Source organism: Microbulbifer harenosus (genome assembly GCF_005771435.1).
In the GTDB taxonomy this organism is placed as follows: domain Bacteria; phylum Pseudomonadota; class Gammaproteobacteria; order Pseudomonadales; family Cellvibrionaceae; genus Microbulbifer; species Microbulbifer harenosus.
On sequence record NZ_VANI01000009.1, the window covers coordinates 1 to 13,189 of the forward strand.

The 13,189-nt window shown below is 54.6% G+C and carries 14 protein-coding genes and 1 tRNA gene; 8 read left to right on the top strand and 7 right to left on the bottom strand.

The genetic code is table 11. The features are described from left to right. Positions 1-109 precede the first annotated feature (109 nt). The 3 genes from FDY93_RS07955 (at position 110) to FDY93_RS07965 (ending at position 1,260) form a co-directional block, all read left to right on the top strand. Positions 110-559: a hypothetical protein gene (locus tag FDY93_RS07955; RefSeq protein ID WP_138235226.1), complete on the top strand. Its 450-nt coding sequence runs from the start codon at positions 110-112 to the stop codon at positions 557-559. A gap of 126 nt (positions 560-685) precedes the next feature. Next, complete coding sequence (locus FDY93_RS07960; RefSeq protein WP_138235227.1) at positions 686-988, top strand: hypothetical protein; 303 nt, start codon at positions 686-688, stop codon at positions 986-988. A gap of 2 nt (positions 989-990) precedes the next feature. Beyond that, positions 991-1,260: a hypothetical protein gene (locus FDY93_RS07965; protein WP_138235228.1), complete on the top strand. Its 270-nt coding sequence runs from the start codon at positions 991-993 to the stop codon at positions 1,258-1,260. Positions 1,261-1,300: 40 nt separating this feature from the next. Here FDY93_RS07965 and FDY93_RS07970 read toward each other — a convergent pair whose 3' ends face one another. From FDY93_RS07970 to FDY93_RS08000, 7 genes are all read right to left on the bottom strand, one after another. Then, on the bottom strand, positions 1,301-1,618 hold the full coding sequence (locus FDY93_RS07970) for a CcdB family protein (RefSeq protein ID WP_138235229.1): 318 nt from the start codon (positions 1,616-1,618) through the stop codon (positions 1,301-1,303). Then, positions 1,618-1,863 carry a type II toxin-antitoxin system CcdA family antitoxin gene (locus tag FDY93_RS07975; protein ID WP_138235230.1) on the bottom strand — a complete coding sequence of 82 codons (246 nt, stop codon included), beginning with the start codon at positions 1,861-1,863 and terminating at the stop codon, positions 1,618-1,620. Before FDY93_RS07975 ends, FDY93_RS07970 begins: the two co-directional genes overlap by 1 nt. A 328-nt stretch (positions 1,864-2,191) precedes the next feature. Next, a tRNA-Arg gene (locus FDY93_RS07980) sits at positions 2,192-2,268 on the bottom strand. 594 nt (positions 2,269-2,862) lie between these two features. Then, on the bottom strand, positions 2,863-4,656 hold the full coding sequence (polX, locus tag FDY93_RS07985) for a DNA polymerase/3'-5' exonuclease PolX (RefSeq protein WP_220446138.1): 1,794 nt from the start codon (positions 4,654-4,656) through the stop codon (positions 2,863-2,865). A 40-nt stretch (positions 4,657-4,696) separates the two neighbouring features. Next, on the bottom strand, positions 4,697-4,915 hold the full coding sequence (locus FDY93_RS07990) for a BRCT domain-containing protein (protein ID WP_138235231.1): 219 nt from the start codon (positions 4,913-4,915) through the stop codon (positions 4,697-4,699). Continuing rightward, positions 4,912-6,747, bottom strand: a complete 1,836-nt coding sequence (gene ligA, locus FDY93_RS07995; RefSeq protein ID WP_171018934.1) for an NAD-dependent DNA ligase LigA — start codon at positions 6,745-6,747, stop codon at positions 4,912-4,914. Before ligA ends, FDY93_RS07990 begins: the two co-directional genes overlap by 4 nt. A gap of 161 nt (positions 6,748-6,908) precedes the next feature. Beyond that, on the bottom strand, positions 6,909-7,886 hold the full coding sequence (locus tag FDY93_RS08000) for a tRNA dihydrouridine synthase (RefSeq protein WP_138235496.1): 978 nt from the start codon (positions 7,884-7,886) through the stop codon (positions 6,909-6,911). 338 nt (positions 7,887-8,224) lie between these two features. Here FDY93_RS08000 and FDY93_RS08005 point away from each other — a divergent pair, with 338 nt between their 5' ends. From FDY93_RS08005 to FDY93_RS08025, 5 genes are all read left to right on the top strand, one after another. Further along, positions 8,225-8,473 carry an OadG family protein gene (locus tag FDY93_RS08005; RefSeq protein ID WP_240914181.1) on the top strand — a complete coding sequence of 83 codons (249 nt, stop codon included), beginning with the start codon at positions 8,225-8,227 and terminating at the stop codon, positions 8,471-8,473. A 128-nt stretch (positions 8,474-8,601) separates the two neighbouring features. After that, complete coding sequence (gene oadA / locus FDY93_RS08010; protein WP_138235233.1) at positions 8,602-10,392, top strand: sodium-extruding oxaloacetate decarboxylase subunit alpha; 1,791 nt, start codon at positions 8,602-8,604, stop codon at positions 10,390-10,392. Between the two features lie 11 nt (positions 10,393-10,403). Beyond that, entirely contained in the window at positions 10,404-11,717 is a 1,314-nt protein-coding gene (locus tag FDY93_RS08015) for a sodium ion-translocating decarboxylase subunit beta (RefSeq protein ID WP_138235234.1), read from the top strand. A 174-nt stretch (positions 11,718-11,891) separates the two neighbouring features. Next, entirely contained in the window at positions 11,892-12,680 is a 789-nt protein-coding gene (djlA, locus tag FDY93_RS08020; RefSeq protein WP_138235498.1) for a co-chaperone DjlA, read from the top strand. Between the two features lie 18 nt (positions 12,681-12,698). After that, positions 12,699-13,004, top strand: a complete 306-nt coding sequence (locus FDY93_RS08025) for a BolA family protein (RefSeq protein ID WP_138235235.1) — start codon at positions 12,699-12,701, stop codon at positions 13,002-13,004. Positions 13,005-13,189: the final 185 nt, after the last annotated feature.

Below are 13,189 nucleotides of genomic sequence, written 5' to 3' on the forward strand. Positions count from 1 at the left end.
CGGCTAACCATGTGCACTTTATGCGCTGGTCGCTGTCGCTCCCATTATCGCGCATAAAGCGCACAAGGTTAGCCGCGGCTGAGCGCGGCGTTAAGGCACCGAGTTACCCATGAAGATCGTGCGCGATACAAGGTTAGAAGAGTTCAAACGAATTGAAGATCTACTATACGGGATCAACTACGAAGTTTGGTTCAACCTCTATGGTCCTACCAATCCCGATGTGCCATTGGAGGAGATCCTGAGAAAATTGATCTCGGAGAATTGTAGAATATCCGATGTAGTGTCTTCGTCCCCACAGAAAGTCGTCTCCGAAATTATGGAAATGGTTTTTTATGATGGAGACAAAAGTGCAGGTCCGTTGGAATTAGAGTCAAAAAAAGCAGAAATAGCCAAATTACTGAGTAATGTATTTACACGAATAAATATTGAGCAAGCAGAGTCGGTTGCAAAGTTTGAGTTTAAGAAAGGTCATCCGGCTTATCCTGTATTTTGGGATTTTGCTTGTGATATACAATCAAAGGGGCAGCGCTGGGTATTCATTGGTTCTAGCAGTGACTAGCCTTAACAAAGCAATGCAGCCGACGGCCAACTTTGCGCACTTTTTGCGCGGTCGCTCCGCTCCCATTTTCGCGCAAAAAGCGCACAAACTTGGCCGCGGCTGATTGCGGCGTTAAGCGAATCAATAGTGAACGAAGAAGAAAAAATTCTAAAGCAGTGGGTTGCGCTGAAAGAAGCAGGGGTGGAAAGAGCCAAGTTTGCCTCAAGAAAGCTGTTTTTCATTGGAATTTTGCTAACAGGAATTGTTGCGGTCCTAATGTTTTTTAAGGCCAATTCAATTTTTTCGGCCCTCCGCGGGACAGCTTACCTTGTGCACGTTTTGCGCGGGTCGCTGCGCTCCCATTTTCGCGCAAAACGCGCACAAGGTAAGCTGCCCCTGCCGGCGGCGTATGTGCCCGAGTTACCCCCAAAAAGTTTGCAGTCGAGGTAAGTATGGCTAAAAGAAAAGAGTCCAAATCAATACCTGAAACTGAAATTCCAAACGTAGGAATGGTCCAGCCGGGAAAAGTTCTGGAGCATCCTTTGTTTGGTGTTGGAACGGTGCTTGAAATTGCTCAGTGGGATTCGGGTGATATTACAATAAGTATTGATTTCAATGAGCGTGGCTCAAAGTGGCTTGTTCCGGCTTTAGCAAACTTAGCTGAGCCATCCAATAGGAAAAGTAGGGGAGGGTTCATTTCCAGGCTATTTGGAAAGCAGTAATGGCCGCAGCGCATAAAGTAAGCCGCCGCTGAGCACAGCGTTAAATACCAATAATGGCAAAATCTAGAGCGGCTAAAATTTCCGCTCGAATGTGTTCGAGAGTACCAACGGGATTTTTCAATTTGCTAGTCGGCATTGAAGCGATTTGTGGGGTAAGTATTAGAAGCTCCTCGCCGTCATACTCGATTATCGGCGTTAGCTTGCCTAAATTCTCGTTTCGAAAATATTTTAAACGGCCGAGTGGAAGCACGATCCTTGTGCCTATATCTGAAATATGTTCGTGCTGAATATCCAGGATAAAGGGGAAGGCTTGCTGGGTGTTTTTGCTGGGATTTTTGTATACGTCAAATTGAGACATCAAAAAGTTCTAAACTCGTCGCCGAAGCAGCCATGTTCTTCCACAAACTCGTTGTAGGCCTTTATTGCCGCCTTGTGTTCGTCTTTCCACTTTTGAGCCTCACGCTTGGCTAGCTCTTGGCTCAAGGCTTGCTCTAAAGTGGCAGACAAATTGATATGCATTGATCTAGATTTGACCAATAAGTCACTATTTATGCTGAGATTTGTTGCCTTTTTGGGGGCATTTGCGTCAAAAAGAGGATTCATGTTGGGGCTCCCGGCAATGCGCATATCTATGCGCATCCGAATGGTAGGTCGAATTTCCATGGTTTTCAACCAGTAATGTAGCCCGGAGCCCGATAGCATTTAACAAGGCTTGGCTACTAGCTTGACTCATAACCGGGTTAGCTGCGGGTCTGTATCTATGTCTGTGACTGATCGGCTGATATTAGTCGGAAGGATGGTGCGTAGCCCTATATTTGGGGGTGTGAGGAGGCTGGACAGCCGATCAAAGCTGGAAGTTGTCTGCTGTCTTGAGGGGGAAAAGGTGCTTCAAACAAAAAAGCCCGATCCTTTCGGATCGGGCTTCTCTATTTGGCGCACTCGGGAGGATTCGAACCTCCGACCGCTCGGTTCGTAGCCGAGTACTCTATCCAGCTGAGCTACGAGTGCGTCGTTGTGGTTGCGAACTATAGTGATCTGCTTTGGCTTCGTCAACTATTTTTTAAAGATTTTTTGTAAAAACTCTTTAAAAATCCGCAGGTTACCGAGCTTTTGGGACTGCCGAAGTCGGCTGCTTCAACTCGATAGGGCGCGCATATTGCCTTGGCCGGCGGTGCTTTGCAAGCATTTTTTGACGACCGCTATGATAAGGGATGGTGGAATCCTGCGGCGTGCTGACCGGCAAACCACGAGGCCCTGCGCGGGGGCTCTTGTGGCTCGCACGGGCTAAAGGGCGCGTTCGGAGAGAGGAGGGGCTTCACTCGGGGCCGTTCGTGGGAATGACTACCTGTTTCTCGATGAGAATGTGCGCAGAGTTGGGCAGGGCGTCTTTCTGTGCATTATTTTTGAGCAATGCACACAATACCGAGTTCGGAGGCGGTAGACCTGGCGGTAGTTTTCGGTGTTGAATTCTAACAGCACGCACCTGGGTGTCGTGCCGACGGGCAGCGGGCACCGGAGCGCGAACTTAGGTAGCAGGTGGTGAATATGGAGCGCAAAAAAATTGCACAGGAAGTATTCAACAGTGGCTGTTTCCAGCATAAATTATCTTTTAAACAGTTCCAGCAACTGATTGCGCGGCAGACAGTTGATTACGTCTTTTACTTCCAGCCAGCCGCGACGTGCCTGGTCGATACCACAGCGCATATGCTTAAGGTCTGACGTGCTGTGGGCATCAGATGCAATGGAGATCCTTACGCCCATATCCTTTGCCATCTTGCAGCCTTCGTCTGTCAGGTCAAGTCGCTGAGGTTGCGCATTGAGTTCAATAAAGCAACCACGCTCTTTGGCGGCCTCAAGGATTTTTTCCAGGTTTGTATCATAGGGATCTCGCTCATTGATTAGACGACCGCTGGGATGTGCGAGAACATGAAAGTAGGGGTTGTCCATTGCGCGCAATATGCGCTCTGTCTGTTTCTTGCGGGAGAGATCGAATTTCTGGTGGATAGCACAGACTGTGAAGTCGAGTTTTTTGAGAATGTCATCGGGGTAGTCGAGGCGACCATCTTCCAGAATGTCCACCTCGCTGGACTTGAGCAGAACGATATTTTCAAGTTGCGCGTTCAGCTCGTCGATTTCATCCAGATGTCTGGATAATTGATCTCTATCCAGGCCGCTGGCGATGGAAAGGCTCCTGGAGTGCTCGGTAATGGCGAGATATTCATAGCCCAGTTTTTCCGCGGCCTTGGCCATTTCCTTCAATGAATGATGGCCATCGCTCGCCTTGGTGTGAGTGTGGAGGTTACCGCGAATGTCGCTCAAGGTAATTAGCCTGGGTAGGGAGCCGTCAGCGGCGGCATCCAGTTCACCGCGATTTTCTCGCAGTTCAGGTTCGATATATTTCCGGTCGATACATTCGTATACTGATTCTTCTGTTTCACCGGCAATGCGTTCATTATCTTCGAATACACCATATTCATTGATTTTATAGCCCTTCTTGGTGCCTAATTTACGCAAGGCGATGTTGTGGGCTTTGGAACCGGTAAAATAGATCTTTGCTGCGCCGTAGCTTTCTTCCGGGACAACACGTACGTCTACCTGCATTCCTGAGCGCAGGTAAACCGTAGAGCGTGTTTCGCCCTTGGACACGACTTCTTCCACATCGTCGTACCTGATGAAATGATTCATCACTGGGGAACTGTCCTTTGCTGTGATAAGTATGTCCAGGTCGCCGACAGTTTCTTTGCGGCGACGATAGCTTCCTGCGATGATGATATTTCCAATACCTTTGGCGTCTTTCAGATAGTCGAGTAGGGGGGCCGCAATCTCCTCGGCATCGATGAGCCGGGTACGCTGTTCATTGCCAGAGTATTTCTCCAGGCGTAGCTTGATTTTTTCTGCGCTTTTGTTGCCAAAACCCGAAATTTTCTGGACTTTCCCTGCCTTGATTGCCTCTTCAAGGTCATTCAGTGACTGGATGTCGAGCTCTTCGTACAGTTTGCGTACGCGCTTTGGTCCCAAACCTTCTATTTTCATCAGTTCGCTCAACGCTGGAGGTGTACGGTCCTCTACTTCTTGCAGCAATGGCAGCTCTCCGGTCATTACCATGGTCTGTATTTTTTCTGCGAGATCGTCACCGATGTTGGGCAGCTTGCTCAGGTTCTCACCGTCGTCCAGCATGTCGGACATACTACGCGGATAGCCGCGTACCGTGCTGGCTGCTTTGCGGTATGCGCGCACACGAAAGGAATTTGCGCCCTCTATTTCAAGCAGGTTGGCGAGCCGGTTGAGTTTGGTAGCGATCTCACGGTTGTGAATAGGCATGGTAGAGGTCTCGTCACTGGGAATGGCCAGGGCTGATGGCTTCAGAATAGTTGGGTGGTGAATGCGTGATTGCACGACGGCCTCCACAGAATGCTCTCACGTCAACTCATAGAGATTAGCTGCCCTCGAGAAACTCCTTGAACGCGTGTTCGTCAATGCATTTCACTCCCTGTGCTCTGGCTTCCTGCAGTTTGCTTCCCGGGTTTTTGCCAACTACCAGGTAATCGGTTTCGCCAGTAATGCTGGAGGTGGTGCGGGCACCCATCGCCTCAACTTCTTCCTTGGCTTCATCGCGGGTAAAATTTTCCAATGCGCCACTGAATACAAACGTCACTCCATGGAGAGGCTGCCGTGTTTTTTTGGCATCGGTTGCACGTGTATGCCCATTTTTCGCAGACGTTCCAGAACGTCACGATTACGTTTATCTGCAAAGAAATTTTTTGTGGCACTGGCCGTCTCGCTGCCGATACCCGATATCCCTTCAATTTTCTTGAGGGGTGCGTGCGCGAGCCTTTTCAGTGTGCGGAATTCGCCGGCGAGCAGCTGTGCTGCCCGCCTTCCCACATGGGGAATGCCCAGTGCATACAGGAAGTGATCCAGGCGCGGATTTTTGGCTGCGTGGATAGCGTTTCGCAACTGCGCTGCTGAACGCTCGGCGAATCCCTGCAGCTGTCGCAGATCCTCTTCCTTCAGGGTGTAAAGATCGGCAATGTCAGCCACCAATTCGCGTGTTACCAATTGCTCAGCGGCCTTTTCGCCCAGGTGATCAATATCCATTGCATTGCGGCTCGCGTAATGTTTAATGCGGCCGCTGAGTTGGGCCTCGCAGGAGAGGCCGGCTGTGCATACGTGATAGGCTCCGTCTCGGGCGACTTTGGCGCTACATACCGGGCAGCGGTGCGGCATCTTGAACGGCGCGCAACGCTTTCTACCCGGTTTTTTGATACGTTCTTCCACTTCAGGGATAACGTCACCGGCGCGGATAACACGCACATAATCACCGACGCGAACGTCTTTTTCGTGGACCTCGTGCTCGTTGTGCAAAGTGGCGCGACTGACTGTGACACCCCCCACATCCACGGGCTGCAGCAGGGCGACAGGGGTTAGTATTCCGGTGCGGCCTACCTGCACCGTAATATCTTGGATCTTGGTGATCTCATGGCGCGGTTCGAATTTCCATGCCTGTGCCCAGCGTGGGCTGCGATTGCGACTGCCGAGGGTGTCGCGCAGTGCGTGGTCGTCTACTTTGATCACGATGCCATCAATCTCGAAGTCGAGGTCGTCGCGCTCCTCGTTCAGTCGACGGTGGAAGTGCTCGACGTCCTTGAAGGTGGTGGCCGTTTTGTTCAGTGGGCTGGTTTTGAGGCCCCAGTCGCCGAGTTGTGTCAGCACCTGCTGATGCGTGGCCGGCATCTCTTCATCCATCGCCAGGATTTCATAAAAAATGATACATAAGGGTTTTCCTGCAACCCGGCGCGACTGGTACTGACGCATAAGCCCGGCCGCCGCATTGCGCGGATTGGCAAACGGTTCCTCTCCATACTCGACCCGTTGGCGGTTCAGTGTGGTAAAGCCCTGTTTGGGTATGAAAACTTCTCCGCGGACCGAGAGGGTATCTGGTGCCTTGTTGCGATGCTGGAGGGTTAGTGGTAGTGTCCGGATGGTCTTCAGGTTGTGGGAAATGTCTTCTCCGGTATTGCCATTGCCCCTGGTGGCACCATAACGGAAGCGGCCACTATCATAAACCACCTCTACCGATAACCCGTCAAACTTCGGCTCTACCACAAAGTTGATTGTGTTCTTGCCCGCTTTCTCTCGCGCGTTCTTCATAAACCGCTGTACGGCGGTAGCTTCGAGTGTGGCCTGCAGGCTCTGAAGAGGTGCCCGGTGTTCCACTTTTTCCAGAGTGGGTACCGGCTCAGCGCCGACGCGTTGGGTTGGTGAATCCGGAGCTTTCAAATCCGGAAAGGCATTTTCCAGATCCTGTAGCCGTTGGAACAGCCTGTCGTATACCGAGTCGGCAATTTCCGGATCATCTTGCACATAGTAGCGAAGGTCGTGGTAATTGATTCCTTCGCGCAATGCACGCACCTGCTTTTCGGCCTGCCTTTGGCTGAGTTCGCCGACAGGTTGAAAATCGGTGGTCGGATTTTTTTTGAAGTTCATAGGCGTATTCAGAAATCGACGCGAGATTGCGCGAAACATACGAGCCTAATCTACTGCCGCCGTGGGATTAGGTTATTGACCAGGGGGGAGTATAGAAGGAAGTGCAAACCCTCGGCGCGGCAACAGGCGTCGGGTTTGGCCGGGATGTGGTACGGACGGAATCAGGCAGCTTCAATTTCTCGTGGGCTGTTACCCAGCTGGCGGGCAAAGGCCTGTTCAAGCAGTTCCGGTTCGCGCAGCCGCTTGATTTCCTCAAAAAAATGCGCGGCCTGGGGATAGCTGAGTTTCAGATATGCCAGCCATTGCTTGATGCGGTTGCCGAGATATTTCCCAGGATAATCTGAACGGGTGGTCTCGTAATAGCGGTACAGCAGCGCAACAATCTTTGACCAGCTCATAGGCTCATAGGGTTGGTTGCTACAATAAGCTCGGATCTGCAGGCCGATATCCGGACGCGCCAGCAGGCTGCGGCCGAACATGAAGGCATTGCAGCCGGTCACGTCGCGGCAGCGCAGAAAATCCTGCACGGTCCACAGATCGCCGTTGGCAATGACTGGAATGTCGATGTGCTGGCGGATTTCACCGATGTACTCCCAGTAGGCGGGTGGGCGATAGCCATCCACCTTCGAGCGGGCGTGCACGGCGAGTTCCGAGGCGCCGCCGGCTTCTGCGGCGCGGGCATTGTCGAGGTAACTGCGGCGGTCTTCGTAGCCAAGGCGGATTTTTGCTGACACCGGGACGTCCACGGGGACAGCCTTGCGCACCGCTGCAACAATGCCTTCTACCCGCGATGGCGACTGCAACAGGCAGGCGCCGCCGTCGCTATTGTTGACAGACTTGGCCGGGCAGCCAAAGTTCAGGTCGATGGCGCGCGCGCCGGCCTCTACGGCACGGGCGGCATTACAGGCCATGGATTCGGGGTTGCCGCCCAGCAGTTGCAACTTCACGGGAGTGCCGCTCGGGGTTGCCGCTCCCTGTTCCAGTTCGGGGCAGAAGCGGGTGAACACCTTGCGTGGCAACTTGGTATGGGTAACCCGCACGAATTCCGTAACGCACACATCAATGCCGCCGATGGCGGAGAGCAGCTCGCGCACATGGTGGTCGATGACGCCTTCCATTGGTGCCTGGTAGATTTTCAGTGCATAAGAAGCTTCGCTGTGGGGTGTGGAATAAGTTTGCTGGTCGCGCATGTGCAGGGTTACGGCTTGCAAGGAAGATGGCTCGGGCGCGTATTGTACGTAATCAGTGATCCATATGCGCAATTTTTCGGCAGTCGGATGCCATTCCTGAGCCTTTGATGAGTTGGTCGAATCTGGTAGTGAAAATGAGCGAAAACACCGGCTTTGTTCTGGATCTTGGTTGCTTCTGTAACTAATAAGTGTTTGATTTTTAAGGGATCTTGTATTGATAATGTGGCCCGCTTGATTCACAGCAAAGCAATAACAAACCTATTTACGAGCAAAGAAGCGAGGGGAAGGTGGAGCAATCACTGTTGCAGCAAGGTCTTGATATCACGCTGTTCGGCATGGGCATCGTGTTCACGTTTCTACTACTGCTCGTGATCTGCACCAGCATCATGTCTCGCGTAATGACGCGCTTCTTTCCTGAGCCAGAGCCGGTGGCCACGCCGACGAGCGGGGCATCCGTTGCTGACCCCGCCAGCGATTCGCACCTCAGAAAAGTCATCGAGACCGCGATCAGGCAACACCGCAACAAGCGCCGCTGATATCTGCCGATACATTGCCGGGGCGAATACACCACAGAATGCAAGACGACCCGTAGCTCTTCGCCAGTGCTTCGGGTGTCCACGCAAATTTTCAGATTCAAAGATCAATTTTCCAAGAGAGACGACCCATGACTGAGGTTAAAAAGCCCCTGGGGATTACAGATGTAGTCCTTCGCGACGCCCACCAGTCGCTGTTCGCAACCCGCCTGCGGCTGGATGACATGCTGCCGATTGCGGAGAAGCTGGATAAGGTCGGTTTTTGGTCTCTTGAGTCATGGGGCGGCGCCACCTTCGATGCGTGCATCCGCTACCTCGGCGAAGACCCATGGGAGCGTATCCGCGAGCTGAAAAAAGCCATGCCGAACACCCCGCAGCAGATGCTGTTTCGCGGCCAGAACATCCTCGGCTACCGCCACTACGCGGACGATGTAGTGGAAAAATTCGTCGAGCGCGCGGCTACCAATGGCGTGGACGTCTTCCGCGTGTTCGATGCCATGAACGACATGCGCAACCTGCAGACGGCGCTGGCCGCGGTGAAAAAGCAGGGTAAGCACGCGCAGGGCACTATCTCGTACACCGTGAGTCCGGTACACACGATGGATATGTGGGTGGACCTCGGCCGCCAGATCGAGGACATGGGTGCGGATTCCATTGCGATCAAGGATATGGCTGGCCTGCTGCGTCCCTACGAGGGCTTTGAGCTGGTGACCCGGCTCAAGGCCGCGGTGGATATCCCGATCCACATGCAGTGTCATGCCACTACTGGCCTGTCCACCGCCACCGCGCTGAAGTGCGTGGAAGCGGGCATCGACAATATCGACACGGCGATTTCCTCCATGTCCATGACCTATGGCCACAGTCCCACGGAGGCGGTGGTGGCGATTCTCGAGGGCACCGAGCGCGATACCGGTCTCGATATCAAGCTGCTGGAAGAAATTGCGGCTTATTTCCGCGAAGTGCGCAAGAAGTACGCGAAGTTCGAAGGCTCCCTGCGCGGAGTGGATTCCCGCATCCTAGTGGCCCAGGTACCCGGTGGCATGCTGACCAATATGGAAAACCAGCTGCGTGAGCAGGGCGCGGGCGATCGCCTCGATGAGGTGTTGGAGGAAATCCCACGCGTGCGCAAAGACCTGGGTTTTATCCCGCTGGTAACCCCGACCTCCCAGATCGTGGGTACCCAGGCGGTACTCAATGTGCTCACCGGAGAGCGCTACAAGTCTATCTCCAAAGAAACGGCCGCCGTCCTCAAGGGCGAGTATGGAGCGACCCCGGCAGACATGAACAAAGAACTGCAGGATCGTGTGCTGGACGGCGCCGAACCCGTCACCTGCCGCCCGGCGGACTTGCTGTCGCCGGAAGTGGACAAACTGGCGGCGGAGCTGCAACAGAAGGCGGCGGAAGATTCCATCGCGCTCACCAGTGGCGAAGGCGAAATCGACGACGTACTGACTTACGCACTGTTCCCGCAGATCGGTCTCAAATTCTTGAAAAACCGCGGTAACCCGTCGGCATTTGAGCCTGTTCCCACCGGTAAAGAGGGCGCTGAGATCAAGAACGATCAGGGTGAGAGTGTCTACACCGTTTCCGTGGAAGGACAGAGCTACACCGTGACCGTGAGCGACGGCGGGGATCTGACTGGGATGGTCCGCATCGGCGGTGGTACTGCGGCGGGTGTCAGCGCGCCGGCACCGGCGACTGCAGGTAGTGGAACACCGGTCAAAGCGCCGCTGGCGGGGAATATCTTCAAGGTGCTGGTAAAGCCTGGGGATCAGGTGGCGGAAGGGCAGAGTATTGTGATCCTGGAAGCCATGAAGATGGAGACAGCCATCAGTGCGCCGCGTGCTGGCAGCGTGACCGGCGTCAGTATTAAAGAGGGTGATTCTGTGGCCGTGGGCGATGCCCTGCTGACCATCGCGTAACGGGGGCGAAAGTGGACAATCTGACAAGTCTGTGGTTTTCGTCCGGGGTCTATCAGATGACCTCAGGGCAGTTCATTATGATCCTCGTGGGGCTGGGCCTGCTGTTTCTTGCCATTCGCAAGAATTTCGAGCCGCTGCTGCTGGTGCCGATCGGGTTTGGAGGCATTCTCGCGAATATTCCCGGTGCCAACCTGGCCGCCCCCGCGGTGGAGGCGGCGATCTATGCCGGCGATGCCGGGGTTCTGGCGCAACTGGCGCAGGCTGTGGGCCTCGCCGGGTTTGAATCGGTTGACGGGCTGAAAGCTGCCCTCGAGCTTGCGCCGGCGGCGGCCCAGGAGCGCGCCGCGCAGGTGGCTGCGGACGCTGGTTTCTCCAATGGCATGCTGTACAACTTTTATAGTGTGGCCATTGCCTCCGGTGTTGCGCCGCTGGTGATTTTCATGGGCGTGGGCGCCATGACGGACTTCGGTCCGCTGCTGGCAAACCCGCGCACCCTGTTTCTCGGTGCCGCGGCGCAGTTCGGTATTTTTGCGACGGTACTGGGTGCGGTGGCCATGTCTGCCGCCGGTATCATGGATTTCTCCATCGCCGACGCGGCGGCCATTGGTATCATCGGCGGCGCCGACGGCCCCACTGCCATTTATGTTTCCAGCCTGCTGGCGCCGGATTTGCTCGGTGCCATTGCGGTGGCTGCTTACTCCTATATGGCGCTGGTGCCACTGATTCAGCCTCCGATCATGCGCGCACTGACTACCGAGCAGGAGCGCCGGATCGAGATGGTGCAGCTGCGCCACGTGAGCAAGCGCGAGAAAATCGTGTTTCCCCTGGTGCTGTTGATTCTGGTAGCACTGTTTCTGCCGGATGCGGCACCGCTGCTCGGCATGTTTTGCTTTGGCAATCTGATGCGTGAGTGCGGGGTGGTGAACCGCCTGTCCGACACCGCACAGAATGCGTTGATCAATATCACCACGATTTTTCTGGGGCTTTCGGTGGGATCGAAGCTGGCGGCGGACAAGTTTCTCGACCCGAAGACTCTTGGCATCCTGGCGCTCGGTATCGTTGCCTTTGCTATCGGCACGGCAGCTGGTGTGCTGATGGCGAAACTGTTGAACGCCTTCAGCAAGAACAAGATCAACCCGCTGATCGGTTCTGCGGGTGTTTCCGCGGTACCAATGGCGGCACGGGTCTCCAACAAGCTGGGCCTTGAGGCAAACCCGCATAACTTCCTGTTGATGCATGCCATGGGGCCGAATGTTGCCGGGGTAATCGGCTCTGCGGTAGCCGCGGGTGTGATGATCACCATGGTGCGTGCCATGACGGGCTGACCCTGGCTTCCAGGGCTCGTTAATCAACCCCGCTGCGGCGGGGTTTTTTATGCATATGCGGTGAAGGGAACCGGCTGGTCGCCAAGGGTTCCGGGGAATCCGGCCGGGCGTGTTAAGATGGCGGCCCTTTTTGACTATATGATGGCGCCACTGTCGGTGCCGGAAGGAGTGGTTATGTCCTGGTTGGGTGCGGGTATCGGCGCCGGTATCGGCATGATGTTTGGCGGCCCTATTGGTGCGGCGCTGGGCGCCTGGGTAGGCAGCTCTTTCGGTTCCGGCCTGAAGAAGCTCAGCGATGCCGGCGTTACTCTGAACCGCGATGGCGCGCAAACGGTATTTATCGTCGCGCTGTTCTCCATGCTGGCGAAAATGGCCAAGGCCGATGGTCAGGTTTCCAAGGCAGAGGTCCAGCTGGTTGATGATTTCATCAACACCAACTTGCGTCTCAGTGCCGAAGATCGTCAGCAGGCGATCAAGATTTTCCAGAATGCAAAAGACGACCAGTTCAACATTTACGATTACGCGAATCAATACCGCCAGCTGATTCGCAATCAGGCAATGCGGGAGATGGTTTACCGACTTTTGTTTGCGGTGGCCTTCGCCGATGGCGAGCTGCACCCGGCGGAAGAACAGATTCTGCGCCGGATTCCGGAAGCCCTCGGGCTGAATGCCTCCATTTTTACCACCATGTTCAACGAGTTCGCGCGTCAGGGGCACGGCCCCCAAGGTGACTCGCTGCAGGCGCATTACGATGTGCTCGGCTGTAGTCCGGAGGTGGATGATCGGGAGCTGAAGCTGGCCTATCGCCGCAAGGCAGCGGAATTCCATCCGGACAAAATCGCCTCCAAGGGATTGCCGGAGGAATTCATGCGCCATGCAGAGGATCAGATGAAGAGTGTTACCGTGGCGTACGATACTATTGTTGCCGCGCGCAAGCGGCAAGCTGCGGTTGAGCGGGCATAACAGATATGGGAGCTTAATATGTCTTTGGCGCAACTGATTCAGCAGAAACTGAGTGACGCTTTCAACCCTTCGCATATTGAAGTCGAGTGTGAAAGCCACAGGCACAATGTGCCTGCCGGTTCGGAAATGCACTTCCGCGTGGTGCTGGTGAGCGACGCATTCTGCAATGTGCGCAAGGTGCAGCGGCACCAGAAGGTTTACGCGGTACTTGCGGATGAAATGGCGGGACCGATTCACGCGCTGGCCCTGCATTTGTATACCGATGCCGAATGGGCCGGCCAGGCGCCCGCCAGTCCGCAGTGTATGGGGGGCAGCAAGGGCTGATTCTGCCGCTAGCCGTGTATGCGGGCCGGCGTTTCGGCTCGCGATTGGTTTGCGCTGCTACCCGCCTTCTCTGGGCGATTCATTTCCGCGCCTTTTCCTGAAAACAACACTTCTTTACTCTTTTGGTACGTCCAAATTCGCGACCTGAATGTCGTCTGAATGGCTGACGGAAATTTTCCTATTTT

Bases quoted from the DNA above. Each gene is read 5' to 3' on its own strand.
- FDY93_RS07955 (WP_138235226.1), top strand. From the start codon at position 110: ATGAAGATCGTGCGCGATACAAGGTTAGAAGAGTTCAAACGAATTGAA.
- FDY93_RS07965 (WP_138235228.1), top strand. From the start codon at position 991: ATGGCTAAAAGAAAAGAGTCCAAATCAATACCTGAAACTGAAATTCCA.
- FDY93_RS07970 (WP_138235229.1), bottom strand. From the start codon at position 1,618: ATGTCTCAATTTGACGTATACAAAAATCCCAGCAAAAACACCCAGCAA.
- FDY93_RS07975 (WP_138235230.1), bottom strand. From the start codon at position 1,863: ATGAATCCTCTTTTTGACGCAAATGCCCCCAAAAAGGCAACAAATCTC.
- ligA (WP_171018934.1), bottom strand. From the start codon at position 6,747: ATGAACTTCAAAAAAAATCCGACCACCGATTTTCAACCTGTCGGCGAA.
- oadA (WP_138235233.1), top strand. From the start codon at position 8,602: ATGACTGAGGTTAAAAAGCCCCTGGGGATTACAGATGTAGTCCTTCGC.
- djlA (WP_138235498.1), top strand. From the start codon at position 11,892: ATGTCCTGGTTGGGTGCGGGTATCGGCGCCGGTATCGGCATGATGTTT.
- FDY93_RS08025 (WP_138235235.1), top strand. From the start codon at position 12,699: ATGTCTTTGGCGCAACTGATTCAGCAGAAACTGAGTGACGCTTTCAAC.